A 23585-nucleotide genomic window follows, 5' to 3' on the forward strand; every position below is an offset into this window, starting at 1 on the left:
AATTAGCTTCCGAGCAGCGCGCCGAATGGGTTGTCGGGCTTCTTTTTGGCGCCGCCTACCATGTTCTGACGGCTCGATGGGTCGAGTCCAAGCAGCGCACCGAACGTCGCCATCTGCCGCGCGGCCTCGTTCTGGATCGTCGCGGCTGGGTTTTTCATCGGCGCGCCCTGCGCGCTCAGCACGACGAGCCCGTTTTTCCGCAAGTCCTCACTGGCGAGGCGATGCCGACCATACGCCTCGCAGAAGATCTCGAGGTTATGCACGTCGGTCATCTGCACTATCTTGTGTTTGCAGAGCGAAGGCGCGACCCGCGTCCACATCTCCGCGGCATATCCCTCGATCCACGCGGGACACTCGATATTCGTGACTTGCCCGTAGTCCGGCTCGTCTTTATTTAATGCCCGCTTGCCCGGATTGCCGGCCAGTTCCTTTTTGGCCGTGGGCTTGGCGCGGCGCCCGGAGCGGCCTTTAACACCGGCCATTTTTCTCTCCGTTTGCAACCATTTTCGGCATTTTGCCGTTGTAACTCTTACTCGCCGCCGAACTCAGCGGCCCGAAAATCGATTTTTATATTTCGCGGCCGTGAAAATTCGACGGAACGGTCGGTCCCAAGCCGGTTCCGGCTGGACTTTGCCTACACCCCTCCCGTCGTCATCGCCGCTCGCTGCCGGTCTTCGTCTTGTGGCATGCGCGGCAGATCGACTGCAGGTTCTCGTCTTCATCGGTGCCGCCCTGAGACTTAGGCACGCGGTGATCGACCTCGGTCGCGACGGTCACACGACCAGCACGACGGCAGGCCTGACACAGTCCGCAGTCACGAAGCAGGATGCGCTCGCGACGCTTGACCCACGCGCTGCCATATCCGCGCGCGTGGCGATTGCCACGCACCGCGTCAGGCTTCCACTTCACTTCCTCGCTCGCGTGCGGCTCGCAGTACGACTTGCCACCAGGCACGAGAGCGCTGCACCCGCGATGCTTGCAGGGGCGCATCGGTCTGCTCGGCATATCGTAGAATCGTTGCGCCGGATAGGCCGGCAAAACTATGGAGGAAATCGTGGGTCGATTCTCAACGAGCTCCGCTCTTGCCATCACCAAAGAAGCAATCACTGCGGCACTGCAAGACGGAACTATCAAGCTGCTTGGAACAGGTAGCAAGCAACTCGCAGAAGAGAATGCGAAAGCCGACGCGCTGTACTTGGCAACGCTGGCGAACTCGATGTTCGAGCAACTCAACAGAGATGCTTCCGCCGAACAATAAGCAAAAAAGCCCGCGCGGCGCGAACCGAGCGGGCTTTTCTTTGGGCGAGCGAACGCCCCACGCGCGAAATACTACGACAATACGAACTGGTTTACAACCCCTTTGTGATGATCACGCTGGCTGGTGATCCTTCAGCCAATCGCGTAGCGCATCGTTCATGCGCGTCTGCCAACCATCCCCCGACGCCTTGAACGCTTCGACGATGTCCGCATCGTAACGCACGGACAGCAGCACCTTCGGCGAGTCGAGCCGAGGGCGCCCACGCGGGCCGAGACGCTTCATCTTCTTGAAGTCCTCGCTCGGGACTTCGTACGTGTCCGGATCTGCGGCGATGCCGCGATTGATTGCCTCGTTCTCTTCGTCCGTCGGCATGATGATCTTAGGCTTGCTCGACATAGTCTTTCACCTCGCGCTTATTTGCTTTGCGCATGCTGATGATGTGCATGCTGTCGCCGCGCTGCGTGAACACCACGCAGTAGAGACGAGAGTCGATGATGCCGAAACCGACTTCCCGCACTTCCTTGTAGTCGTTACGCACATCAACGTAGGCCATCACATCAGACCAGTCCAAGAGGCTTGCCAGCGCAAGTGATACGCCGTGCTTCGCGACGTTCGCTTCGTTCTTGGCCGGGTCGTATGTGATGTCCATGTGAATAATTGTAGCTACAGCTATTAACAAGCGCAAGGAATATTTGTAGCTACACAATCACGGCGCGCAGATGAGTCCTTTCGCGAGCAACGCAGGACGCATCAGGGCTTTGGCCTCTGCATAGTCTCGATCCTGCGTCGCAGGGCTGCGCGGGTTCGTGAATACGACAGCGCCCGCGACGAAGTTGCGCACGGCGGTCATGACGGCGATGCGGTGCGCGAGCGACAACGTCTGGATGATCGGCTCGACCGCTTGCCCGGTCGCGGAGCGCAGTTGGCTGTCGACGACATCGCCGATCTCGTCGTAACTCATCCATTGGCGGCTGCTGCGGCAGTCGCGGAACATCGCGCTCGCGCGGCCGTATCCGACGGCAGGCTGATACGCCTCGCTCCATTCGTACCACTCTGTCAACACAGCATCGATCTCGTCAGCGGCGATTGCGCTCGTCGTCATGTTCGTCCTCTTCCCATATTGTTCGCAGCGGTATCCGTGGTTTTTGCCGATGGCGCAGATGTTTTGCATGGAGCCGATGAATTCGAAGGTTCGTTCGTGCGGGCAGCCCTTGCATGACTGCCCCTCTCGATAAATCAGTTGCTGAAGCGGGTCGCGAAACGCACGCGCGGTCACTCGCGCACCTCGTGCCCAAAGGCTTCCGCGACGCGCAGGCGGCAGATCGCGACCTTCGGCGACTCGTCCGTGAACATGCCGTGGAAAATTGGATTAAGACCAGCCTCGGCCAACCATTCGAGCTTGCCGTCTACGCGCGGCATGGGGTAGACGACGTACTTCTGCCGCTCCATGATCGGTGCCGCGATGTGCCAGTTCTCGGAAGGTTGGTACTGAATGAAGCCGGCGTACTGCACGTCGACCTGACACCAGTCCATCCCGCATGCGTGCTTTACCTGGGCTTCGAGACCTTCTGCTTTTGCGACCCAGTAGTCGAGCTGTGCTCCGGATAGTTGAGCGACGTTCATTCCATGGCCCTCGCAACTGCGGAGTCGATCGAGCTAACCGTCTTTATGCCGATGAACACACCCAACCAGAAGGCAACAACAGTCAGAGATGCCACCAACAAAGTGAGCGTCATGCTGTTCATTTCTGCTCCCCAGGCTTGGCCCAATCACGGCGCTTGATGCCGAGTGCGTAATACATCGCGTCGAAGTTGTCGGGGATCATGCGGCCTCCTTGCTCACGTCCATTTCTTCCAAGCCGCTCGCGAGGAACGGCGCCAGCGTCTTCACGTTGTGTTTGATCAGAGCGCGTGTGCGGTAGATGCCCGGCTCGATCCAGGCGGGATCTAGAATCGGTATCCCCTTGCGGTTGTCTTCCGGGATCCATGCGTCGACCAAGACATACGGCAGGAGCCGGTTTTGAGTCTTCGGCAGTGCAATCCGGTACACGGTCGTTTCGATCAGGAAGTCCGACGTCACTCTCTCGGGTGCATAGCGACGGCCGCTGCGAGAGCGCGGCGTGCGCCAGTGAGTGGTGCTGGGAATGTAGATCAGGCATCGCATTCGTTTTCCTCTTTCAAACCCATCTTTGCGGCACGCACGGGCTGCCACGCCTCATACGCGCGATCCCACGTTTCGAATTTCTCCGCACGCGGAGCCTTTCCTTGATCGATCCACGAGTGGCACGCCATGCAGCCGGGCACAGTGAACTCGTGTTTCGCTTTTAGGCCTGCGCCCTTTCCGTGCCGTGCTTGATTGCTGTGCGCCGGCACGACCGTCTCCGCACCGATGCAGACGCCCGGCACGCGCAGAAAGCACTGCTCGCCGCGGCACGCGTCCAAGTACTTCGACCCTTCGGCGACGGTCGGCTTCTTCACGCGCGCCTTCAGTGTTGACCGGCGCAGCGACGTCGCGCGATCGGCCAGCGGCCACGCAGAGCGCTTCATCGGCGTCTTGCGTGCGAGCGGTGCCGATCGCTTCACGCGGCCTCCGCTTCGTCGAGCAGCTCGACAACGGCGTCTTGCGAAATCACCGGCATGTCGGCGGCGAGGCCGATGATGTGTCGCGATTGGTAGACGCGCAGACCGAGGCCGCGTGCGATCGTGTGCTCCAGAGTTGCGCCGGGAGACTGGCCCCAGCCCGGCAAGAGCGCGATGCCGTCGCAAAGCACGAGCTCGCGAATGTCGGCGCGCATGCACGACAGCCAGTCAGGATTCGGGCCGACGTCGATTTCTGCCGGGTTGACGATCTCGTAGCCGAGCGCGCGCAGGCGTGCTGCTTCGGCGTGGAATGCCGGGAAATTCAGTTCGGGCAGATTGGACATCGGGCCGGCGATATAGAGCTTCATGCGGTGACTTCTCCGAAAAGAGCGGCGACGAGCGGATCACGACGGACGATCGTTCCAGCGCGCATGCGAGACTGGTGGCGACGACGAGCCATCAGGCGTTCGTATTCGTCCGGGCGGTCGTTCTTCAGGGCGGCCATCCGCCGACGCCACTTCTTCGCGCCGGTTGATGCGGCCGGTCGTTTGGCATCGCGGCCGCTGCCGAGCGCCCAGATTCGCGCGGGGTATCCGCTGACGTGGAATCGCTCCCATGCGTGGATGTGGACTTCGCCGCGCTCGTGCATGCGGTTAATGCGGGCCGTCACACAGCGGTTCGACATGCCGGTCTTGGCCGAAAGCTCGACGACGTCCATCGGCCCGCGCCGAAGCTCGACGCGAATCAGGTCATCTGTCGGCGTCAGAGAGATGTGCTTCCGAACCTGCGGCGCGCGCGGGCCGAGCCTTAACGCTATTGCCCGCTGCGAAAGCGACGAGCAGGATCGGCCTGGGAACTGGTGTACGAAGCTCTTGATGGTCTGATGGCTTTTCCATAGGCGGCGCAGCAGTGCGTCGTGCTCGGCTTCCCATCGAATCCACGGCTTGTTCACGCTGCCTCCTTAAAGCATTCGCCAGAATCGATTCGGCGATGGACCTCGGCGAGCGCATCCAACACCACAGCCTTCGTCGTCACGCGCATCTGCTCGTCGTGCAGCTCGAGCGACATGCGGATGTAGTTCATGGCGTCGCCGTCGAATCCCCACTTGCCGAACTTGCGTGCGCGGTCACGCGTTCTCACGGCACCGTCGAGCGCGCTCTTCACGACGTCGATCAAGCCAGCGCCATAACCGCGCTCAGTCAGCACAAGCGTGATGTTCAGCGCGCAGACCACCGTCGACCAGTGCTCCTCCGTGCCGCGCCCCTTCAGCATCTCGTCGAGCGCGACGTGATAGGCGATGCCGAGATCCGTCGTCTGGGCGATGTCCATCGGTGTGCGGCGCTCGAGCACGTCGATTCCGACCGTCGGGTTGATCGCGCGCGGGCGATAGGCCTTGCGCGGTTTCTTGTTGCCTGCCATCAGAATTCCTCCACTGCCCAGCCGCCGCCGGACTTCTTCGTGTTTGCCGTCACCGCAATGAATCGAAGCGGATACTGGTCGGCGACGACCTTTACCTTTACCCGCGCGTCGTCTTGCCAATAGCCCTTCACCTCGTGACACTCCAACTCACCGCTCGCGAGCATCACGGCGAAGTCCGGCGTATAGAACGTGTTGTCGGCCAGGCGGAACTTCATCCCCTCGAAGCGGAACCAGACGATGTCGCCGGCGTGCTTTCGCTGCTCTAGGTAAGCGGCATACCGGCGCTCAGTCGCGTTCATCGCGCCAGCCTTCAGCCGTCCCAGCGCCTGCACGGCCTTCTTCGCAGCGTCGCGCGGCGTTGCCGTCTTCCGCGCCGACGGCGCGACCGATTTGACCGGCTCCGAGCACGACGCGATGTCGTCGAATTCGCTGTTCGGCTGCGTGCCGTGGATCTGGGCCAGCTTGCGTTGCGCGTATCCGGTGATGCCGCGTTCCTCGTGAACGGTCGCAGTGCCGACGGTTTTTGTGCCGGCCGCTACGTGCATCGGCCAAGGTGCTCGCTTGCTCACGCAGCCTCCGAGTTGCCGTTCTTATCGCGCGGAATGTCGTTGAAGTAGGCGTACAGGGCTTCGTAGCGGTCTTCGCTTTCGCGGCCGACCGTGCGCAGCATGTCTTCCATCCATTCGCCCGGGCCTGCGGCCTTGAACACGCGGACTTTGAAGTGCATGAACGTCTCGCCGTCCTTCTTCGCGACGCCGATCTGCGCGGCGCGTGCCTCGATGCCGCTCGACGTCTTCCACCAGTCCGCAGCGATTGCCGTCCCGCCGTTTGCCGCCGCGACAGTCGCCGAATCCGCTTTCACCGGAAACAAGCCGGTCCAGCCGCGCAGCACCGCTTCCTCGATCGTCACTTCCGGCGACTGGCCAGAAGCAGCCAGCTTCACCAGGCGCTTGATCGATACCGCCGCAGCACCGCGTGTCCAAGGCGCTTCCTTGGCCTTCGCCTCGCGGTGCTCGCACCACATCGCCCAGACTTCCGGCGTAATGCCTTGAGGAAGTTCGATTGCACGAAGCTCGTCATGCAACGCAACTCGCGGCGCACGCCGCGCAGGTTGACGGTTCAATGACGGTTCTTCTGACGGTTCTTTACGGTTAGACGGCACCTGGTGCGGGGGTGGGACGCACGGCGTGCGGGGGTGTGGTGCATCTGCTGCTGGGGTGCTGTCGTTATCTGCACCGGTGCATTTCGTGCGGGGGTGCATTTCCTTCGGGGGTGCATATGCTGCGGGGGTGATGGTGTAACTCGTGTGCCGTCCGTTGTTCCGATTCGCCAGCACGATGCCCGCAGACTCAAGCCACTTGATTGCGTTCTGCACCGCGCGCTCTGATGCGCAAATGCGCTTCGCGATCGTCGCGATGGACGGCCAGCACACGCCCTGGTCGTTCGCGTTGTCCGCCAACGAGATCAGAACAGCCTTCTGCGCGAGCGACATTCCTTGGAGCGGCCAGCAGGCCGACATGATCATCGTGCTCATCTGGGCCTCAGTGGAGATCCGCACCGCGCATCTTCTGCGCGATCTCGGTGAGGCCCTTGGCGGTCACGAGAACCTGCGTGGTGACCTTCTCGGAGCCGTCGGTGCGATGGACGGTGGTGATCTTGTGTTCGAGCACGCCGCGCTGGATCTTGTCCTGATAGGCCGTCCACGTGGCGTTGCCCGGGCGGCGATAGATCCATCCGTTCGATTGCATCCACTCGAACACGCGCTTCGGCTGCTCTTGCAAATTCTTCGCGGCGTCGGTGATGCACATCGCGCCTTGCGCGGCAACGGTCAGGCGCTCGAGGGCGGCGACTTTCGGCGCGGCCTCGATGACCTGCTGCTGAAGCGCGAGATTCTTATCGACCTCATCGGCCCATGCGCGGGCGGCGACGGCCGGGTTCGTAAAGTCGGGTAGCGCCGACGCGGCGACTTGCGATTCGAGCTCTTGCCAGCGGTCGACGATTCGCGCGCGCATCGCGATGCTGTATCCGGAGACGAGGATCAGCGTTTCGCGCTTCGGCAGAAAGAAAGCGGGCTGAAGGCGGCCATACGCGTCGGCGACATTGGCTGAAAAATCAGCCGATCTCAAACCGAGCTCGTCGAGCATCTTGCGAATGTCGGCCATCACGTTCTTGTGCTCTTTGTTCGTGAGATCGGCAATTTCCTTGCTCGACATCGTGAGCGCCGCGGACAGTGCGATTTCGTTCATGGATGACCTCACAGGTCGTGGTCATGACCGCACGGCAGAGTGCCGTCGGCGTTTTGCTTCGCGCCGCAACCGATGCAGATCTTCGGTTCGGACTTAGCGCGCTCGCGCGCTTGCCATTCGGCGGTGAGCGGACCGTCGAAGAAACGGCCCGTGGTGATGAGGTTCGGGAACGCGGGAATGTTCATGGTTAATTTGCCATGCCGCGCAGCCGCGCAGCCAATGTGAAAAGGACTTGCGCGTGCGTGAAGATGCGGCTCTCAACGCGGTCTACTTCCTTCAACTCGACCCGACCGTCATCCAATGTCTTGCAGATTTCCTTGCCGACGTCGCCATGCGTCTCCCACGCCTTGCCCATCATCTCGACGATCGCAGCGTCGTTGCAGTCTTCGACGCGTGGCGTTTCTACCAGCGTGTAGCCGAGCTCTTCCGCGATGGCCTTCGCAATACGCGCGTCCCCCGTGATCTGCGACATCCGAACCGCTTCAGCGAGCGTCAGGTGATGCGTGGTGTTATTCGGGTTCACCTTGTTGCGCAGGATGTTCGCCGACATGCCCATACGCGGCGCGAGCGATTCGCAACCACCGGGGTAGTCGTGTGCAACTGCGTATGCGGCATCAGAGATGTTCAATTGCTACTCCGGACAGACGTTTTTACTAGGGGTTGACCCGGTTAAAGTGGCGTCATAAGCAAAAACGACACAGAAAACGGGGTAAAACAAAAATGACAAACGGCAAGTGCCTGAGAGACCTCGGCGCGATTAGTAGTCCTCAATCAGACTGTGTGAGCCCCACGCTCAAAACAGCAGAAGAAGGACGCGCGCCGCTTACCTCGTTGCTTTGGCTGGTCCTGCTGAATCCGCTTTCAGTCGGCGGAACTGCAGGACCGCTTTCTTTCGCGCCTCGTCCAGCGCAACATCCGGAAAACCTTTCGCGATGAGTTCCAACAGCATCGCGCGCACTTCCTTCTGCTCCGCAGCGGTCAGTGGTGTATCAGTCATGCCACCACCGCTGAGCCGCGAAGCTTTGACCATGTGACCTTAGGGCGCAGGTGTTCGCAACGGACTGCACCCATGCTTTCGACCTCGATGTTGATGCAGAGCTGAACGTCGAACTGCTGGTCTGCACTGATCGCCTTGCGCAGGTAACCGAGCGTCGTCCCACAGCGGCGCGCAAACTCCTCCTGCTTCTCGGGAGCCATCGAATTGAGGTATGTGCGTAGCTTGTCCATACCTGCATATTACCAGACGGTAATGGAAAGTCAATACCATTCGGAGATTTACCCTTCGGTAATGCCGGTCGATAATTCCGGTATGACAGTCATCGACAATCGCCGCGCGCGCCTGGCGCAGCTCATCGAAAAGTACGGCTCACAGGCGGAGTTCGTCCGCCAGACAGGTGAGAACCAGGGAGAAATTTCCGCTCTTCTGAAGACCAAGTCCTTCGGGGAAAAAAAAGCAAGGAAGCTGGAAGAGAAACTTAAGCTACCCACTGGGTGGCTTGATGAAGCGCCTACTTCAGAGAAGAATGTTCTGACGGATGGAAGAGCGTCCGTCAACATTCGTCCCATTGTCGGATGGGATAACGATCAAGAACTAGGCGAAGAGTACGTTTTGATTCCGAGACTCGAAGTGAAGGCGTCTGCCGGAAATGGCCGGATCGTGTGGCACATCGACGAGAAAGGCCAACGCCAGGCGTTCAGGAAGGCATGGCTGAAGCGGCTCGGCCTGGATGCGGAGCACGCGGCGACGATCGTCGCAGAAGGTTCCAGCATGGAGCCTCGGGTGATCGATGGGGACTCGCTCGTCGTCAACTACAAGGCTACCGAGCTGGTCGATGGCAAGGTCTACGTGCTGGCTTACCAGAACGAGGTGTACGTGAAGCGGCTCTTCAAGCGGCCGGGCGGAGGCTTGAGCATCCGATCCGATAATCCGGACAAGACGCGTTACCCAGACGTCGACATCTCGGCGGAAGAGTCCGGACACGTGCAGATCATCGCCCGCGTAGTGGGCGTCAGCGGGGCAATGTGAGCGACATACAAGAGCCGACGTTTGGAACATCCGCACCGCGGGGCACGGCGGAAGAGCGCATCTTCCTCGATGAAGGGGCGATCAAAGTTACCAATGCTAGGCTGCTGGTGCCCGGTAACACGTTCGCCATGAGCGGAATCACGTCCGTCAAGCATATCGAGAAAGACCGGTCGTGGCTCGCCGGGACGATTCTTGTTGCTGTTGGCGTAATACTCCTCTTCTGTGGGCTTACCTTTGTGCCCATGGCCGTCATTGCCCTCATTCCCGGCGCGATTTTGCTCGCGCGTGGCAAGCCTAAGTACGCGATCAGCCTCATGACGTCATCGGGCGAAGTCACAGCGTTCTCATCACAGGACAAGGGACTTGTACGGCGCGTCGTCGATGCCCTAAACAACGCGATCGTGTATCGCGGGTAAGCCAAGAGACCGATCGCCGTTAGCCCGCTTTGTGATGGGTCGAAGGTGAGCTGATGCGACGGATCATGGATGCGCTGAATCAGCGTTCGTGTTTCTTGCTGGTTGGCGGATGCCTGCGCGCTAGGTCGATGTAAGGGAATACTGCACTTGCGGTCTGCCCAAAAATTTACAGTTGGAGCTGAACCGGTGTCTGACAGTCAGAAACAAGACGTCGATTGGGATAAGGTTACGCCACACGTCCGGCGCAGAAAGTGCCCCGGCTGCGGAACAGAATTGAGTCGTTTCAACCTTACAGGGTTGCTCTTTCCGATCGAACAGTTCGCCATGGCGTATTTGCAGGACGCAAACAGAAAACTAGGCTGGTCGATCAGGCCGTTTGGAATGCAGTCGATGAACGAATTACAGTTCCTCGCTTTCTCGAGCATCTGCGACAACTGCACTCTTTTGTCGACATGGGATTTTGGCGTCGAAGAACTGGACGAGATCCTTGCGCAGAGGATACAGCCGCCGTTTGCACAGATAAATTGGACTTACAACCCCGCCAAGCTTGCTCGAGCCTTGGAACTTTCCCCGGAGTGGCTGCGGCCGTCTTTGCAGCAGCTTGTTGAATCTCTGACACCGAAGAAAGAGAATGAGCAAAAACCACCTTCGGCTAGTTGAAGAGTCCTTTACGAAGGCTGATGAGACGCCGATTGCAGAGATCCACGCTAGAACCGTCTACGATGAGTTAAAGTCTGCGAACGTCGGTCCATCGCCGAGGTATTTTGGCGGTGGAGGCCTGTCGGAGATGCTTGTCTTTGGCGGAGATGGCCCCACGTTCTCGACCAGAGACAATATTGACGCTCCTATGAGTACGCCAACCCGAGAAGAGATTGACGCCAAACTGGAAGCCATCGAAGCGCGGATGGACGGACGTCTTGCATCTATCGACGGTAAGATCGACAGCTTCTTGGCCCGTATGGAGGAGCGCGAAAAAGCGGGAGAGGTGCGCGCAGAATCGCTCAAAGAGAGCCTCCAGCGCACAAACGATGCGGTTTCTCGCGTCGAGAACTCGAGCTCGAGCCTAAAGTACTGGCTTATCGGGACGGCTATCGCTACCGTCGTGGCGCTCGCATCGCTCAATGCCACGATCCTTTCGAACATGGTGGCGTCTTTCGAATCCGGCAAGAACACCTCATCGGCTCAGGCGCAGGTGGCGCAGCAGATCAAGGAAACTCAAGAACTGCTCGAACAGGCCAAAAAAGCGGCCTCCGCTCAGACGCAGAAGTAACTTCCGACCTGGTTGTACCAGACCCACTTCGGCGGGTTTTTGTTGCCTGCTCACCACCACTACTCCGACGTGCGCCGCAAACGGTTGCGAATGCTCTGAACAATGCTATCTTTCCTTCCGGAAAGGAAAGGGAAAGCTCGCCCCGCCAGAAGCCGAGCATCCAAGGGATGACATGAAGAAGACTATTGCCGCTGCGCTCGCATGCGCCGCTGTTCTCGCCGCTTGCGGCGGTGGCGGAGACGGCACTCCGTCGTCGACCGCCAAAATCTCCTACTACGGCAACCCGCTGCGGCAAGCAGCGACGACGACTGCCACGGCGAAGGTCGCTGCCGTTGCACGAGCAGCCTCCGATGCTCCGGCGTCGGACGCGGCCGCGCAGACGGTGCAGACGCTGACGCAGGCGCTCGCCGCACAAGGCGTGACTGCTGACGTGACGCCACAGGTAATGAACGGCACCACGCTGCACGCCCTGATCATGGGCGAGAACAACGGCCTTCCGCCGACGCAGGACCAGTTCAAGACCGATCCGAACGGGTTCATCGTCGCGAACTTCCAACTGGACGACATGGTCACGCGGAACGACGACCCGGCACAGGTGGCGGCGCTCGCTCAGTTCCAGCAGGATCTGTACACCTTCATCCAGCGTGCGCACGTCGCCGGCAAGCTGACGTTCGTAATTTTGCCGATCCGAACCTGCGACCAGCCATTCGGCAAGAGCGCAGCAGACGGCGTCATCCAGGCGGCCACGACTGCCGCCTCTCTGTCATCCGGCTATGCCGTCGGTGGACTCTCGGCGAACGTGGTAATGGACGCGAACGGCGTAGCGACGGACACGGTTACCGCCGGGCATATGGGCGCGGACTGCCGGACGCCCGACGCATCCCTGATCAACATGGCAAATCAGAACATGGCGGAACGTATGGCGCCAGTGCTGAAGGACGGACTGTCAAAGTAAGCTCTCTTTTCCGGATACGACGCCCGCCTCGAGCGGGCGTTTTTCTGTGCAGTCGCCCGCAAACGTTGCACTGCTGCAACATCGATCGCCAAAATAGCGACGTGAAAGTGGCTTTCATCGGGGCGTCGCTCGTCATCCATTACCAAATTGGTAGTCGATCGCCCAAACCGTATGCGCTCACGATTCGCCAAACGCCGATAGACAGTACGAGTGACGAAAAAGCGACATGTCATCACTTCCGTCAACACTTTGTTCGAAGTATTTACATTCGTCGGAACATAGGCATTAGGCGTCTCATTACCAAAAGATCGCTTAAATTACTATTTGGTATTGACTACACCATTACCCGTTGGTAATATCCATCTCATGCACTCACCGCGTCGGTGAGCCGAAACGAGAGGTGGATGATGCACACGATCAACGACACAGACATCAGCGCGGCGAAGGCGCTGAACATCGCGGTAGGAGTTCTCTCGATCGTCGGTATGACGACGACCGTCATCTGCGCAGTGCTCAACGGGGTCCTGTGATGCAGACGCCCGCCCGCAATACCGATCTGCGCCACGTCGACACGTCCGGCGCACTCACCCTCGAAGAACGCCGCGCGGTTCTGCGCCAGCGCCAGCGCGAAGCACTCGGCCTCACCGCGCCGCGCGTCGAGATCGGCAAGTTTCACGTCCCGGCCTGCGTTGCGCGCCAGTTCGCGTATCTCAACGTCAGCCCCCGCTAACCGCTCCCGGAAATGCTCACCATGATCGCCCTCTCGTGCTCAGTAGTACTTATCGGCCTCATCGCTTATCTGCTTGTGCGCGGCGGCGACGACCGCCTCGAAGAGATCGAGCAGCGCAAGAAGCGCATCAACTGGCCCGTCGCGAACTGAATTTCAACCCAAGGAAGCGGCCCGGCGCTCTATCCGGGACTCTCAGTTGATGGCGTTGCGCGGCGTGGAGCGATGTAAGCGATGAACCGCCGGGTTGGCCACGCGCGACAAGCGCCGCTGGCTGGCGAAGAGGACCGCGAGAGCGCCTCGGCCGTAGCGCCATCAACTTAGATTCGAACAAGAACGAGGACAGCATGAGCAAACTGCCGAAACTGCCTGAGCCAATCGCCACACTGAACGGTGTTGGCGTTTTCACTGAGCATCAAATGCAGGGCTACGCGAACGCCGCGCTTTACGAGGCGAATGTCCTGCACGAGGGTGCCGAGGCTGTCGAGAGCTTCCTGTCTGAAGTTCGCGCCGAATTGCTGCGCGCCCGCGCCAAGTTCCCCGGTGATCGAATCATGACGATCGCACTCGCTGAGGAATTCGGAGAGCTGTGCAAAGCCGTGCTCGACGAGCCTGCCGCCAACGTCCGAAAGGAGGCGATTCAGACGGCTGTCATGTGCGCCCGCGTCGTTCTCGATGGGGATGGATCGGTGAACCAGTGGCGCGCCGAGAAGGGGCTTGATCCGCTCACGGCACCTAGCGCATGTCTTGCATGCAAAGGTCGCGGCTGGTTCACGAATCGCGATCTGGAAGATGAGTGGAAGCAGGATTGCCATGCGTGCAACGGCACCGGCAAGGCAACCGGAGAGAAAGCATGAGCGAATCGACGAATACCGCCGAGCAGGACGGCAAGCCGCTCCAGCAGGCATTCTCGAAGAAGCCGAAATTCACCCGCGAGCAACTGGAGCGCTATCGCCGCTACGAGTGCCCGGAATGCCACGAGACGCACAGGGACGAATGGGACGCCGAGCGGTGCTGCCCGCGTGACGTCGATGAGGTCTATGTCTGCCCGGAGTGCGACGAGTCCTACTCAGACATGGACCGCGCGACGCAGTGCGAGGCGTCGCACGGCGGTGTGATGGCGAGCCCGCTTGCGGTCAACCGCTGCCCGATGTGTGCGGAGTCGCACGAGGACATTGAGGAGGCTGTGCACTGCTGCATGTGGAAACGCATGGGCTTCGCGGAGCGCGATCAGCTGATACGGGACATCCGTCTGGGCCAATACGACCCGGCTACGTTCCAGATTCGCTGAGCGCCTAACCCCCTCCGCGCCGCGCGCTCATCCCTCGACCGCGGCGCTTCTCAATGAATGAGGTTTGAGATGAGCATCAACGATTGCGGCCCGCGCAAGCACGACTACGAATTTAAGGGCAACAAGACGTTCAAGAGCATGACGATGAGCGCACGCGGAACGACGGTTCGTTTCTCGCAGAATGCCGTCTACAAATGCAAGACCTGCGGCAAGGTGCGCCGCGGCCCGGTAAAGGTTTGCGAACCGAACGACAGCTTGTGATCCGCCACACCCCCACCTTCCGCGCGCATGCCGAAGCCCTAGACGCGCTTGGAAGATCGAAGACGCCGACGACTGCACTGCTTCACCGAGCATGCGCCACGTTCGCGCAGATGGTCGCGGAGATCGAGCGCATGCCGGTGAAAGTGAGCGTTGGACAGACTGTTATTGCGAGGACAAACGATGAAGTTCGGTTCAGTGTGCAGCGGGATTGAAGCAGCGAGCTGCGCCTGGCATCCGCTCGGCTGGCAAACGCAGTTCGTCAGTGAGATCGAGCCGTTCCCGTCAACCGTGCTCGCGCACCACTACCCGACCGTGCCGAATCACGGCGACATGACCAAGTTTAAGGAATGGCCTGATGCAACTCTCGATCTTCTCGTCGGCGGAACTCCCTGCCAAAGCTTCAGCGTCGCCGGACTCCGAAAAGGACTGGCTGACCCGCGTGGCAACCTCATGCTCACCTATCTTGCCATTGCTGCACGATTCGCTCCCCGCTGGCTGGTCTGGGAAAACGTCCCCGGTGTCCTGTCATCAAACGGCGGACGGGATTTTGGCACCCTGCTCGGAGGGCTGGCAGAACTCGGGTATGGGTTCGCCTACCGCGTTCTTGACGCTCAATTCTTCGGAGTGGCCCAACGACGCCGCCGTGTGTTCGTTGTCGCAAATCTTGGAGACTGGCGACGTGCCGCAGCGGTACTTTTTGAGCGCGAAAGCCTGCTCGGGCATCCTGCGCCGCGCCGCGAAGCGCGGGAAGGAGTTGCCCCGACCCTTAGCGCACGCACTAAAGGAGGTGGCGGACTCGGAACCGACTTCGAGTGCGATGGCGGCTTGATTCCGCAAGTCGCTCGCGCGCTGACGACGAGCAATCAGAGAATCGATGCGGAGACGGAGACGTTGCTCGTTGCGCACTCGTTGCGCGGCGAAGGGTTCGACGCGAGCGAGGATGGAACGGGGCGCGGCACGCCGCTGGTGCCGGTTGCCTTCGATCTGCAGCAGATCACCAGCTCCGAGAACCGCTCGCGCGTCGCACCTGGTCCCACACCGACGCTGACGAAAGGAAGCGCGCTGCATGCGATTGCCGACACGCTAACGAGCTCGTGGCACAACTCGAACGGTGCGAGTGCCGGAAACAACGCGGGCGTGATCAACCCCGTATTCCACGGCTCGGCAGTGCGACGCCTTACCCCGTGCGAGTGCGAGCGCCTGCAAGGCTTCCCCGACGACTACACGCTCATAAACGTGCGCGGCAAGCCCGCTGCCGATGGCCCGCGCTACAAGGCGCTCGGCAACAGCATGGCAGTGCCGGTTATGGCTTGGATTGGCCGTCGAATTCAACAGGTAGAGAACGCCGCCTCCTGACCGCCGATAGCGGCAACCGATATTGAGGACGAACATGCAATACGACTTGGTACTGAAAATTCTGCGCGAGATTTCGGCGCCCGGCAGCGGAAATTTGTTCAGCCGCCGCGAAGCCGCGCGAAGTGCTGCCGACCTGATCGAGCGCCAATCCGCAAGAATCACGGAACTCGAAGCCATGCTGCCGGCTGATCCGGCCGATATGCGCTCCCTTATCGCCGCATCCGCGAGCGCGGAGCCGGTCGATTGCGCCGTCTGTGGCGGAACGGGCGACGTAAGCGGTGAATATCCCGGCGTGGCCTGCCAAGCGTGCGGAGGAACCGGAAAGAGTGCCCCTGCTATCGAAGCGCCTGCGCAGGCGGTGGCACTGAGCGAGCGGGAAGCGGAATGGCGAGCACTCTTCAATTCGACGCGCAGTGATGCAACCTTCGAACAGTTCTGCGGATGGATGCGCGAAGAACTCGCTGCTTTGTCTGCCCCCGCCAGCATGAGCGCAGAGAATCGCCCGGCGCAAGATGATGTGCGCGACGCGCAGCGGTATCGGTTCCTGAAGGCGGGCGCGGTCTTGAACGAATGGAATGGCGGATGGAACACGTACTGGCTTATCAAGTCGGTCGACCTTCCTGATGGGCGTCGTGACATTCCGCTCGATGAAGCCATCGACGCCGCAATCGCGTCGCAATCCGCGAAGGAGCCGCGATGAGCTATACGCAACTCTCTTCGAGCAAGCCCGCTGCGAACAAAGAGCACCGATGCACTTGGTGCGGAGAAAAAATCTTGACGGGCGAGAAGCACGTCAAAACGACCGGCGTCTACGACGGCGAACTGCAAACGAATCGCTTTCACTTTGAATGTGACCGCGCTTGCTTGGAAGAAGCCCGTTGCGACCCGGGCTTCGAATTCACGCCATACGATAACGAGCGCCCCGCAAAGTGTCAGGAGCAATCCGCGAGCAAGGAGAAGCAGGGATGACGACACGCATGCGCAGATTCAGCATGAGCATGAACATCGACGGATTCATTCGGAACAACCGCTATCCACGCGATTATCAGGGCGTTTTTCAGCACGGCGACGGCCGGGCGATGGAACCAGCAGAGGCGCGGACCTATCTTGCTCTTGAGAAAGCCAAGGGGCGGAACGTCATTCCGTTCTCGGCAGAGTGCGGAAACCCGTGTCAGCACGCCGGGAATGGCTGCACGGGGTTCGACTATGCCGAAGGCGGATGCCCTGGTCATTACACCGACGCGTCGAGCGTGGCGAGCAAAGAGGAGCCGGCAGATTAACCGTGAACTGCCGAACCGCTGGATCAGGAGTGCGCGAGCGCCATCAGATCGCCCAGCTTCCAATCAGGCGCCTCTTGGGCGATCTTGTGAATGAAGGTACGCATATACACCGCGCCGTGCGCTTTGCTATCCGCGTCGTAATGGCCGTATTGAATGACAACGTCCGCCACCGCAAGAGCGTCGGCGGATTCGAGAAGGGTTTGGGCTTTGATCTTGTTCATGCCCGCGTTATCGGCGGCAATCTCGATGAACTTTAGGTTTTGGAATGAAGCTTCAAATTGAAGAATTCATGCGCGTGACGCGCGCGTATATGGAGAAGAACGATGGCGCGATTGATACCCGTCGCTGAATGGGCGGTTGAGGTTTTTGGTGAGCACAAGCCGCATCGCCACACCATCCGGAATTGGATCCGGAACGGCCTCATTCGCCCCTGCCCCAAGAAGATCGGACGTGCGTACTTCTGCGCACCTAATGCCGAATACGTCGACCCGCGCGCAGAGCGCATAGAGAGGATTGCACGTGGCAGCTAGGCGACGAATCGCAGCGCGGAGAAACTGGCCGCAGAATCTCCGCCAGAACTCGGCAGGATATTACTGGTTCCAGCACCCGGAGACCGGAAAGACCTATGGGCTCGGACGTGACTTTGCGATCGCATGCGCGGAAGCGCGGACGGCAAACGCCGAGATCGAGCGGAGAAAAGGACACGTGACCCTGCTCCAGCGCATCAACGGCGGGGAGACATCTCTGGCCGACTGGTGCGACAAGTACGAGGAACCGCGGCTCTCAGGCAAACCGAACTCAGTATCGGCGATGAAGTCACAATTGCGAGCGATCCGGGCGGCAACGTTCGCCGTCCAAGCGGTGCACAAGGTTTCGCCGAAAGACATCGCTGACTTCATTGCCTTGTGCGTGCAGCAACGCGGCGCGACGATGGCATCGAACATCCGGAAGCGTCTTCACGACGTATTTCGGGAAGCCATCGCTCAAGGCCTGGTCGATGTCGGCAAGAACCCCGTCGAAGCGATTGCCAAGCCCAAGATCAACGTGGCGCGCTCCCGACTCACGCTTGATGACTTCAAGCTCATATTGGCGAAGGCTCGCGAGGACAAAGAGCGCCAGTGGGCGGCGAACGCTATCGAGCTCGCGCTGATCTCTGGACAGCGCCGCGAAGACATCGTTTCAATGCAGTTCGGCCAGATCAAGGACGGCTTCCTTTGGATCGAGCAGAGCAAAGGGAAGGAAGGGAGCAAGTCGAAGCTCAAGATCCCTCTTTCGCTCAGGCTCGATGCGCTCGGGACGTCACTGGAAGATGTGCTGCGCCGCTGCCGGGACAACGTGGCGACGAAGAACGTAATCCACTTCACGCGGCCGAACGGTGCCGCAGTGCCGGGCAACGCGCCCGGACTGAGCACGATGAGTCAGACGTTCGCGCGCATCCGTGACGAGGCAAAGATCAAAGTTGCGCCGGGAAAGACGCCGCCGTCATTCCACGAAATCCGCTCGCTCGCAGCACGTCTTTATGCCGAGGAGCGTGGCGCGGCCTTCGCGCAGGCACTTCTTGGTCACAAGTCATCGTCGATGACCGAGCTCTATCGCGACATCCGCGGGCGTGAATGGACCGAGATAAAGCTCGCAGTGTGACGCGCGCTATCGTACAAAACGGCCGTACAAGTCATTGATTTATAACGCCGCAATTGTACATTTGGCGCCTCATTGAACAGCCCTAAGAAACAGCCAAAACCCTTTGCTGTCGCGGCTTTCGGCGATTTTGGCTGTTATACCGAAGGGCTACATCTATGCGGCGATGGCCTTCTCCGCGCTGGTCGAAGGACTGAACATGCTGGCGCGCAAGGCGAACAGCAAGCGCCGGAGTCAGGCGCCGCACGAAGCGAAGCATTGAGCGCGTCGCAGGCGATGTAGCTAGAACGGCAATTCGCGCTGCGGGTTGTCGTTCGTGGGCGCTTCGGGCGTATGCGGTAAGGGCTGCGCACGCAGCCATCGCCCGATTGCATCGACGACATGACGGCGCTCGGCTTCGTCGAGCGCCTTGCCCGCCGCGATGCCATGCCACTTCGCGAGGCACGTCCTGCAGCACGTCGCGGTTGCGTGCTGCGCGATGAACACTGGATGCCCGCGAAACGGCGTCTGCTTGCCGTCGTTCGGCGGCGCTTGCGGCGCAAGACGCTTGCCGATCAACTCGTCCGCCTGCGCGAGCACTGTTTCGATTCCGCGCTCGCGCAAGTACCGCCCTTCCCGCACGCCCAGCGCAAAACGCCGGCGAAACGCCGATTTCGCGAGTGCTTCGAACACGGCGTCGAGGTCGCGCATTCGATTCAGTCCTTTGCGTACAGCGTGGAATCAGCGAAGCCTTCTGCGTCCAGCACGCGTCCGACGATGATCATCGCCGTGCGCTCCATGCCTGCTGCGCGTACCTTCTGCGCGATATCCGCGAGCGTGCCCTTCACGCGCTCCTCGTCTGGCCAACTCGCGCGGAACACGACAGCGACCGGACAATCCTCGCCATAGTGCGGCACGAGATCGGCGACGATCCGCTCGATATGGCGCACGCCCAGATGAATCGCAAGCGTTGCGCGATGGCGCGCGAGGTCCGCGAGCGATTCTCCCGGCGGCATCGACGTCTTCGTGGCATAGCGCGTCAGGATGACGGTCTGCGAGATGCCGGGCAGCGTAAGTTCGCAACCAAGCGCCGCCGCCGATGCCGCCGTCGCCGTCACGCCGGGCACAATTTCATAAGGAATCCCGATCTGTTCGATACGTCGAATCTGTTCGCCGATCGCGCCGTAAAGCGATGGATCGCCGGAATGCACGCGCGCCACGTCTTCGCCGTTGTCGTGCGCCTCCTTCAGAAGCGCGACGATCGTATCGAGATCGAGTTCGGCCGTATTGACGACACGTGTCGCGCGATGTCTCGACAACACGGCGTCAGGCACCAGCGATCCGGCATAGAGGATCACCGGGCATGTGCGAATCAGCCTTTGCCCTTTGACGGTGATGAGTTCGGGATCGCCCGGTCCTGCGCCGATGAAGTAGACGGTCATTGGGTGTTCGTGTCGAAAGCGAGCAGCGCATCGAGCGCGCTCGCGGGTTCGTCGAATTCGCGCTCGGCGGCGGGCAGCGAGGGACGCACGAGCATCACGACGGGCAGCCCTCTCTCGCGCGCCACGGCGAGCTTCGCTTCCGTCGCCTTGCCGCCGCTGTTCTTGCTGACGATCACGTCGATGCGCGCCGCATCGATGAGCGCACGTTCGCCGCCGATATCGAACGGGCCGCGTGCGTCGATGATATCGGCGCGCGCGTTGCCTTCGTGCGGATCGAGACAGCGGATGGTCCAGTGCTGCGACGCGGGAATCTCATCGAGATGCGCAAGCGGCTCGCGGCCGAGCGTGAACAGTGGCCGATGAAACGCCGCGATTTCTTCGACGATGCCGCGCCAGTTCGCCGCCTCGCGCCAATCGTCGCCGGGTTGAGACTGCCATGCGGGACGCCGCACGGCCCAGAGCGGAATGCCGGCAGCCGTGCACGCCTCGCGCGCATGACGGCTCATTCGCGCGGCATAGGGATGCGTCGCATCGACGACGAGCGCGATATCGTTCGCGTGCAGATAGTTAATCAATCCCGCCACGCCGCCGAATCCGCCGACGCGCACTTCGCACGCCAGATCGGCAGGCACGCGCGCGAGGCCCGCGATGCTGTAGACGTGCGGTTTCGTTAGCCGTCGCGCGATGGCCAGCGCATCGCCCGTTCCGCCCAGCAGCAAGACACGCTTCATACTGCGCTTCCCACGATCACCCCTTGCCTGTCGATGGCGAACGTCTCCACGACGATGCCTTGCGGCACCACGTCACGCGCGACGTCACGCGCCCGCGCGCAGACGACATCGCCCAGTTCGATGCTCTCCGCTCGTGCCAGCTTCAACGCTTCCTGACTCGTATTCGCCGCGCGAATCGCGGATTGCAGCGCATCGCTTGCACCGGCATCGGCGGCCCACACCGCGAGCAGCGTCAAGTCGATACTCGAGCTGCGGCTATGCAGGTCCATATGTCCCGCCGCGAGTTTGCTGAGCTTGCCAAAGCCACCGCACAGGCTGAGCTTCTCGACCGGCGCGCGCCGCAAGTGCTTCAACACCGCGCCCGCAAAATCGCCCATTTCGATCAGCGCGATATCGGGCATGCCGTAGCGCGCGCGCATCGCGTCTTCGCTCTGATTGCCCGTGCATGCCGCGATATGCCGCACACCGTTGGCCCGCGCGACGTCGATGCCCTGATGAATCGACGCGATGTACGCCGAACACGAAAACGGCCTGACGATGCCGGTCGTGCCGAGTATCGACAAACCGCCGACGATACCGAGCCGCGGGTTCATGGTTTTCTGCGCGAGCGCCGCGCCGTTTTCGACACCGATGGTCACGTCGAAGCCACCCGCATAGCCTGCGATGGCCGCGAGTCGTTCGAGATGCCCGGTCATCATCTGACGAGGAACAGGGTTGATCGCCGGTTCGCCGATCGCGAGCGCAAGCCCCGCGCGCGTCACGGTGCCGACGCCCGACCCGGCATGAAAGCGCACGCCCGCATCCGCCGACAGTCGCACGCGCGCGAACACCAGCGCGCCGTGCGTGACGTCGGGATCGTCGCCGGCATCCTTGATGACGCCGGCTTCCGCTTCATCGCGCTGGCCTTCGATCAGGCGGCAGAATTCGAGCTTCATCGTGACGTGCTGGCCCCGTGGCAACACGATCTCGGCGCGTTCGCTTGCTTCGCCCGTCAACAAGAGACGCGCAGCCGCGAGACTCGTCACGGTCGCGCAGCTTCCGGTGGTATAGCCGCTTCTCAGCGGCGCGGGAGTGTCGGGCGTTTCGTCGCGCATGCGTCGAATGGAACGATATAGTTAGGAACGCTCACGACTTGGCAACATGCAGCAAGATGATCGGCAACGCTTGCCGCCACGTATCGAAGCTGCCGAGCGGCTCGGCGTGCGCGACGCTCACGCGCGTCAGTTCGCCGCCGTGCCGCGCGCGCCAGTCGACGAGCGCCGCTTCGCTCTGCAAGGTCACCGCGTTGACGATGAGACGGCCGCCCTGACGCAGACGCGACCAGCAGGCATCGAGCACGCCGGGCGCAGTCGCCCCTCCGCCGACGAATACCGCATCCGGTGCGGGAAGGCCATCGAGCGCGGCGGGCGCTTCGCCCTTCACGAGCCTGAGCGTCGGCACGCCGAGCGCATCGCGGTTGTGTTCGATGAGACGCTGCCGCCCTTCGTTCGCTTCGATCGCAATCGCGCGGCAAGCCGGATGCGCGCGCATCCATTCGATGCCGATGGAACCGCAGCCCGCGCCCACATCCCATAGCAACTCGCCGGGCTGCGGCGCAAGACGCGCGAGCGTAATGGCGCGCACATCGCGCTTGGTGAGCTGGCCATCGTGACGATAAGCTTCGTCGGGCAAACCGGGCGTGAGCGGCGGGCCGGCGTGGCCTGCGTGCGTCCTGCATTCGATCGCCACGAGATTGAGCGCAGCCACTTGCGGCTCGCGCCAATCGTCTGCACGTTCGTCGATGCGGCGCTCGCCGATACCGCCAAGATGCTCGAACACGCTCATGCGGCTTGCGCCGAAGCCATGCACGGTCAGCAACGATGCGATAGCCGCGGGCGTCGAGCCATCGGCGCTCAGGACCAGAAGCCGCGCGCCGCGAAACGTATGGGCGAGCAGTTCCGCAACCGGACGCCCGACGAGCGATATGCACTGTGCATCCTGCAACGCCCAATGTAGACGCGCCGCTGCGAGCGACAGCGAGGAAGGCGCGGGAATCACGCGCATTTCATCGGGCGAAAGCTCGCGTGCGAGCGTGGCGCCGACGCCGAAGTGCATCGGATCGCCGCTTGCGAGCACGCATACTCGCGCGCCGCGCGTGCGTTCCGCGAGCACGGCATCGATGGAAAAGGGTTTGGGCCACGGCACGCGGCGCGCCGCGATGCGCGCGGGCAGCAGCGCGAGATGACGCTCGCCACCGTGGATCGAACCGGCTTCGATGAGCGCGCGACGTGCCGCGCGGCTCAGGCCATGCCAGCCGTCCTCGCCGATGCCCACCACGGTCAGCCAGGTCGACATGCGCCGTTCCCTCCTTGCGGTTCGCTGCGCGCATCACGAGAAAACTGCATGCACGAAGCGGTCTGATGGTCGATAAAAGCGGGCATAATACAACGTCCGTCGGTGCCTGCCAGGGTAAAACCTGAAGGGCCTAACAGGGAACACAGCAAAACTGTGGCTGCCCCCGCAATTGTACGCAGCGAGTCCGCGCTCCACTGCCACTGGTTTATACCGGGAAGGCCGGCGCGGATGGCGACCTGCCAGCCAAGAGACCTGCCGACGCCAGAATCAACGCTTATTTCGCGCGAGCCTGCCGGGCGGGGTGTACCGGTCTGTTCATGGCGCGATACCGCATCCGTCACGCATTTGAACGCACATTCTTCACCATCGCGGCCCTC

Annotated in this window: 41 protein-coding genes, 1 pseudogene and 1 riboswitch; of the genes and pseudogenes, 17 read left to right on the forward strand and 25 right to left on the reverse strand. The window is 61.3% G+C overall.

Annotated elements, in window-relative coordinates:
• Positions 1–2: 2 nt before the first annotated feature.
• Both BG57_RS14140 and BG57_RS14145 read right to left on the reverse strand, forming a co-directional pair.
• Positions 3–482: a phage terminase small subunit P27 family gene (locus tag BG57_RS14140; protein ID WP_035964431.1), complete on the reverse strand. Its 480-nt coding sequence runs from the start codon at positions 480–482 to the stop codon at positions 3–5.
• A 169-nt stretch (positions 483–651) separates the two neighbouring features.
• On the reverse strand, positions 652–1005 hold the full coding sequence (locus tag BG57_RS14145; RefSeq protein ID WP_035964925.1) for an HNH endonuclease: 354 nt from the start codon (positions 1003–1005) through the stop codon (positions 652–654).
• A gap of 37 nt (positions 1006–1042) precedes the next feature.
• Here BG57_RS14145 and BG57_RS14150 point away from each other — a divergent pair, with 37 nt between their 5' ends.
• Entirely contained in the window at positions 1043–1258 is a 216-nt protein-coding gene (locus BG57_RS14150; protein WP_035964435.1) for a hypothetical protein, read from the forward strand.
• A gap of 111 nt (positions 1259–1369) precedes the next feature.
• Here BG57_RS14150 and BG57_RS14155 read toward each other — a convergent pair whose 3' ends face one another.
• The 16 genes from BG57_RS14155 to BG57_RS14220 all read right to left on the reverse strand — a co-directional run bounded on the left by BG57_RS14155 (position 1370) and on the right by BG57_RS14220 (position 8729).
• A complete protein-coding gene (locus tag BG57_RS14155) occupies positions 1370–1654 on the reverse strand; it encodes a BrnA antitoxin family protein (protein ID WP_035964438.1) in 285 nt (94 codons plus the stop codon).
• Positions 1638–1907, reverse strand: coding sequence for a BrnT family toxin (locus tag BG57_RS14160; protein ID WP_035964441.1), 270 nt, complete (start codon positions 1905–1907; stop codon positions 1638–1640). The genes BG57_RS14155 and BG57_RS14160 overlap by 17 nt, the downstream gene beginning before the upstream one ends.
• Positions 1908–1964: 57 nt before the next feature.
• Positions 1965–2360: a hypothetical protein gene (locus BG57_RS14165; protein WP_035964929.1), complete on the reverse strand. Its 396-nt coding sequence runs from the start codon at positions 2358–2360 to the stop codon at positions 1965–1967.
• Positions 2361–2530: 170 nt separating this feature from the next.
• The gene (locus BG57_RS14170) at positions 2531–2881 is read right to left on the reverse strand and encodes a phage protein NinX family protein (protein ID WP_035964448.1); all 351 of its coding nucleotides are present in this window, start codon (positions 2879–2881) and stop codon (positions 2531–2533) included.
• Between the two features lie 198 nt (positions 2882–3079).
• A complete protein-coding gene (locus BG57_RS14175) occupies positions 3080–3421 on the reverse strand; it encodes a hypothetical protein (protein WP_152562591.1) in 342 nt (113 codons plus the stop codon).
• The gene (locus BG57_RS14180) at positions 3409–3840 is read right to left on the reverse strand and encodes a nuclease domain-containing protein (RefSeq protein ID WP_035964454.1); all 432 of its coding nucleotides are present in this window, start codon (positions 3838–3840) and stop codon (positions 3409–3411) included. Before BG57_RS14180 ends, BG57_RS14175 begins: the two co-directional genes overlap by 13 nt.
• Positions 3837–4205: a DUF4406 domain-containing protein gene (locus BG57_RS14185; RefSeq protein ID WP_035964462.1), complete on the reverse strand. Its 369-nt coding sequence runs from the start codon at positions 4203–4205 to the stop codon at positions 3837–3839. The genes BG57_RS14180 and BG57_RS14185 overlap by 4 nt, the downstream gene beginning before the upstream one ends.
• A complete protein-coding gene (locus BG57_RS14190) occupies positions 4202–4789 on the reverse strand; it encodes a hypothetical protein (protein WP_035964471.1) in 588 nt (195 codons plus the stop codon). The genes BG57_RS14185 and BG57_RS14190 overlap by 4 nt, the downstream gene beginning before the upstream one ends.
• Positions 4786–5187: a hypothetical protein gene (locus BG57_RS14195; RefSeq protein WP_229753862.1), complete on the reverse strand. Its 402-nt coding sequence runs from the start codon at positions 5185–5187 to the stop codon at positions 4786–4788. The genes BG57_RS14190 and BG57_RS14195 overlap by 4 nt, the downstream gene beginning before the upstream one ends.
• A gap of 68 nt (positions 5188–5255) precedes the next feature.
• Positions 5256–5825, reverse strand: a complete 570-nt coding sequence (locus BG57_RS14200; RefSeq protein ID WP_035964481.1) for a PDDEXK family nuclease — start codon at positions 5823–5825, stop codon at positions 5256–5258.
• Entirely contained in the window at positions 5822–6790 is a 969-nt protein-coding gene (locus BG57_RS31605; RefSeq protein ID WP_081850904.1) for a helix-turn-helix domain-containing protein, read from the reverse strand. The genes BG57_RS14200 and BG57_RS31605 overlap by 4 nt, the downstream gene beginning before the upstream one ends.
• Positions 6791–6797: 7 nt before the next feature.
• The gene (locus BG57_RS14210) at positions 6798–7502 is read right to left on the reverse strand and encodes a phage antirepressor KilAC domain-containing protein (protein WP_052005808.1); all 705 of its coding nucleotides are present in this window, start codon (positions 7500–7502) and stop codon (positions 6798–6800) included.
• Positions 7503–7510: 8 nt separating this feature from the next.
• The gene (locus BG57_RS33030) at positions 7511–7687 is read right to left on the reverse strand and encodes a hypothetical protein (protein WP_160174732.1); all 177 of its coding nucleotides are present in this window, start codon (positions 7685–7687) and stop codon (positions 7511–7513) included.
• 2 nt (positions 7688–7689) lie between these two features.
• Complete coding sequence (locus tag BG57_RS14215) at positions 7690–8130, reverse strand: phage regulatory CII family protein (RefSeq protein WP_035964494.1); 441 nt, start codon at positions 8128–8130, stop codon at positions 7690–7692.
• A gap of 195 nt (positions 8131–8325) precedes the next feature.
• Positions 8326–8499, reverse strand: coding sequence for a hypothetical protein (locus BG57_RS33035; RefSeq protein WP_160174733.1), 174 nt, complete (start codon positions 8497–8499; stop codon positions 8326–8328).
• Positions 8496–8729: a transcriptional regulator gene (locus BG57_RS14220; RefSeq protein ID WP_035964496.1), complete on the reverse strand. Its 234-nt coding sequence runs from the start codon at positions 8727–8729 to the stop codon at positions 8496–8498. Before BG57_RS14220 ends, BG57_RS33035 begins: the two co-directional genes overlap by 4 nt.
• Positions 8730–8751: 22 nt before the next feature.
• Here BG57_RS14220 and BG57_RS14225 point away from each other — a divergent pair, with 22 nt between their 5' ends.
• The 5 genes from BG57_RS14225 to BG57_RS14245 all read left to right on the forward strand — a co-directional run bounded on the left by BG57_RS14225 (position 8752) and on the right by BG57_RS14245 (position 12169).
• On the forward strand, positions 8752–9528 hold the full coding sequence (locus tag BG57_RS14225) for a S24 family peptidase (protein WP_081850905.1): 777 nt from the start codon (positions 8752–8754) through the stop codon (positions 9526–9528).
• Entirely contained in the window at positions 9525–9944 is a 420-nt protein-coding gene (locus BG57_RS14230) for a DUF6232 family protein (RefSeq protein WP_052005810.1), read from the forward strand. The genes BG57_RS14225 and BG57_RS14230 overlap by 4 nt, the downstream gene beginning before the upstream one ends.
• Before the next feature lie 186 nt (positions 9945–10130).
• Positions 10131–10604 carry a hypothetical protein gene (locus BG57_RS14235; RefSeq protein WP_152562592.1) on the forward strand — a complete coding sequence of 158 codons (474 nt, stop codon included), beginning with the start codon at positions 10131–10133 and terminating at the stop codon, positions 10602–10604.
• Positions 10576–11214: a hypothetical protein gene (locus BG57_RS14240; protein ID WP_152562593.1), complete on the forward strand. Its 639-nt coding sequence runs from the start codon at positions 10576–10578 to the stop codon at positions 11212–11214. The genes BG57_RS14235 and BG57_RS14240 overlap by 29 nt, the downstream gene beginning before the upstream one ends.
• Positions 11215–11596: 382 nt before the next feature.
• Positions 11597–12169 (forward strand): hypothetical protein, encoded by a 573-nt coding sequence (locus BG57_RS14245; protein WP_152562594.1) that lies wholly within the window; start codon positions 11597–11599, stop codon positions 12167–12169.
• Between the two features lie 364 nt (positions 12170–12533).
• Here BG57_RS14245 and BG57_RS32575 read toward each other — a convergent pair whose 3' ends face one another.
• Positions 12534–12845 (reverse strand): hypothetical protein, encoded by a 312-nt coding sequence (locus BG57_RS32575; protein WP_152562595.1) that lies wholly within the window; start codon positions 12843–12845, stop codon positions 12534–12536.
• Positions 12846–12920: 75 nt separating this feature from the next.
• On the opposite strand from BG57_RS32575, the gene BG57_RS34130 reads away from it, so the two are divergent.
• The 8 genes from BG57_RS34130 to BG57_RS14285 all read left to right on the forward strand — a co-directional run bounded on the left by BG57_RS34130 (position 12921) and on the right by BG57_RS14285 (position 17084).
• On the forward strand, positions 12921–13049 hold the full coding sequence (locus BG57_RS34130) for a hypothetical protein (protein ID WP_268237944.1): 129 nt from the start codon (positions 12921–12923) through the stop codon (positions 13047–13049).
• A gap of 194 nt (positions 13050–13243) precedes the next feature.
• On the forward strand, positions 13244–13753 hold the full coding sequence (locus BG57_RS31200; protein ID WP_152562596.1) for a nucleoside triphosphate pyrophosphohydrolase family protein: 510 nt from the start codon (positions 13244–13246) through the stop codon (positions 13751–13753).
• Positions 13750–14187 carry a hypothetical protein gene (locus BG57_RS14260; RefSeq protein ID WP_035964503.1) on the forward strand — a complete coding sequence of 146 codons (438 nt, stop codon included), beginning with the start codon at positions 13750–13752 and terminating at the stop codon, positions 14185–14187. The genes BG57_RS31200 and BG57_RS14260 overlap by 4 nt, the downstream gene beginning before the upstream one ends.
• 69 nt (positions 14188–14256) lie before the next feature.
• Positions 14257–14448 carry a hypothetical protein gene (locus BG57_RS14265; protein WP_035964506.1) on the forward strand — a complete coding sequence of 64 codons (192 nt, stop codon included), beginning with the start codon at positions 14257–14259 and terminating at the stop codon, positions 14446–14448.
• A gap of 180 nt (positions 14449–14628) precedes the next feature.
• Positions 14629–15804, forward strand: a complete 1176-nt coding sequence (locus BG57_RS14270) for a DNA cytosine methyltransferase (protein WP_035964508.1) — start codon at positions 14629–14631, stop codon at positions 15802–15804.
• Between the two features lie 34 nt (positions 15805–15838).
• Positions 15839–16504, forward strand: coding sequence for a hypothetical protein (locus BG57_RS14275; RefSeq protein WP_035964511.1), 666 nt, complete (start codon positions 15839–15841; stop codon positions 16502–16504).
• Positions 16501–16773, forward strand: coding sequence for a DUF7576 family protein (locus BG57_RS14280; protein WP_035964514.1), 273 nt, complete (start codon positions 16501–16503; stop codon positions 16771–16773). The genes BG57_RS14275 and BG57_RS14280 overlap by 4 nt, the downstream gene beginning before the upstream one ends.
• On the forward strand, positions 16770–17084 hold the full coding sequence (locus tag BG57_RS14285; RefSeq protein WP_052005812.1) for a hypothetical protein: 315 nt from the start codon (positions 16770–16772) through the stop codon (positions 17082–17084). Before BG57_RS14280 ends, BG57_RS14285 begins: the two co-directional genes overlap by 4 nt.
• Before the next feature lie 23 nt (positions 17085–17107).
• Here the strand turns inward: BG57_RS14285 and BG57_RS14290 are convergent, their stop codons facing one another.
• Entirely contained in the window at positions 17108–17305 is a 198-nt protein-coding gene (locus BG57_RS14290) for a hypothetical protein (protein ID WP_035964517.1), read from the reverse strand.
• A 102-nt stretch (positions 17306–17407) separates the two neighbouring features.
• Here BG57_RS14290 and BG57_RS31610 point away from each other — a divergent pair, with 102 nt between their 5' ends.
• The 3 genes and pseudogenes from BG57_RS31610 to BG57_RS32580 all read left to right on the forward strand — a co-directional run.
• Positions 17408–17614, forward strand: coding sequence for an excisionase (locus tag BG57_RS31610; protein ID WP_075583137.1), 207 nt, complete (start codon positions 17408–17410; stop codon positions 17612–17614).
• On the forward strand, positions 17604–18725 hold the full coding sequence (locus BG57_RS14295) for a tyrosine-type recombinase/integrase (RefSeq protein ID WP_035964520.1): 1122 nt from the start codon (positions 17604–17606) through the stop codon (positions 18723–18725). Before BG57_RS31610 ends, BG57_RS14295 begins: the two co-directional genes overlap by 11 nt.
• Positions 18726–18861: 136 nt before the next feature.
• A pseudogene (locus tag BG57_RS32580) lies at positions 18862–18984 on the forward strand (TerC family protein); the annotation flags it as partial.
• A gap of 20 nt (positions 18985–19004) precedes the next feature.
• On the opposite strand, the gene BG57_RS14300 reads toward BG57_RS32580, so the two are convergent.
• Genes BG57_RS14300 through BG57_RS14320 form a run of 5 tightly spaced genes read right to left on the reverse strand, consistent with a single transcriptional unit; the run spans position 19005 to position 23208 of the window.
• Entirely contained in the window at positions 19005–19412 is a 408-nt protein-coding gene (locus tag BG57_RS14300) for a DUF4186 domain-containing protein (RefSeq protein WP_035964521.1), read from the reverse strand.
• Between the two features lie 5 nt (positions 19413–19417).
• Entirely contained in the window at positions 19418–20143 is a 726-nt protein-coding gene (gene cobM / locus BG57_RS14305; RefSeq protein ID WP_035964530.1) for a precorrin-4 C(11)-methyltransferase, read from the reverse strand.
• The gene (locus BG57_RS14310; RefSeq protein WP_035964532.1) at positions 20140–20874 is read right to left on the reverse strand and encodes a cobalt-precorrin-6A reductase; all 735 of its coding nucleotides are present in this window, start codon (positions 20872–20874) and stop codon (positions 20140–20142) included. The genes cobM and BG57_RS14310 overlap by 4 nt, the downstream gene beginning before the upstream one ends.
• Complete coding sequence (locus tag BG57_RS14315) at positions 20871–21968, reverse strand: cobalt-precorrin-5B (C(1))-methyltransferase (protein ID WP_035964534.1); 1098 nt, start codon at positions 21966–21968, stop codon at positions 20871–20873. The genes BG57_RS14310 and BG57_RS14315 overlap by 4 nt, the downstream gene beginning before the upstream one ends.
• A 31-nt stretch (positions 21969–21999) precedes the next feature.
• Positions 22000–23208 carry a bifunctional cobalt-precorrin-7 (C(5))-methyltransferase/cobalt-precorrin-6B (C(15))-methyltransferase gene (locus BG57_RS14320; RefSeq protein ID WP_035964537.1) on the reverse strand — a complete coding sequence of 403 codons (1209 nt, stop codon included), beginning with the start codon at positions 23206–23208 and terminating at the stop codon, positions 22000–22002.
• 83 nt (positions 23209–23291) lie between these two features.
• Positions 23292–23482, forward strand: a riboswitch (cobalamin riboswitch).
• Positions 23483–23585: the final 103 nt, after the last annotated feature.

Origin of the sequence: Caballeronia grimmiae, from assembly GCF_000698555.1 — a bacterium.
GTDB lineage: Bacteria > Pseudomonadota > Gammaproteobacteria > Burkholderiales > Burkholderiaceae > Caballeronia > Caballeronia grimmiae.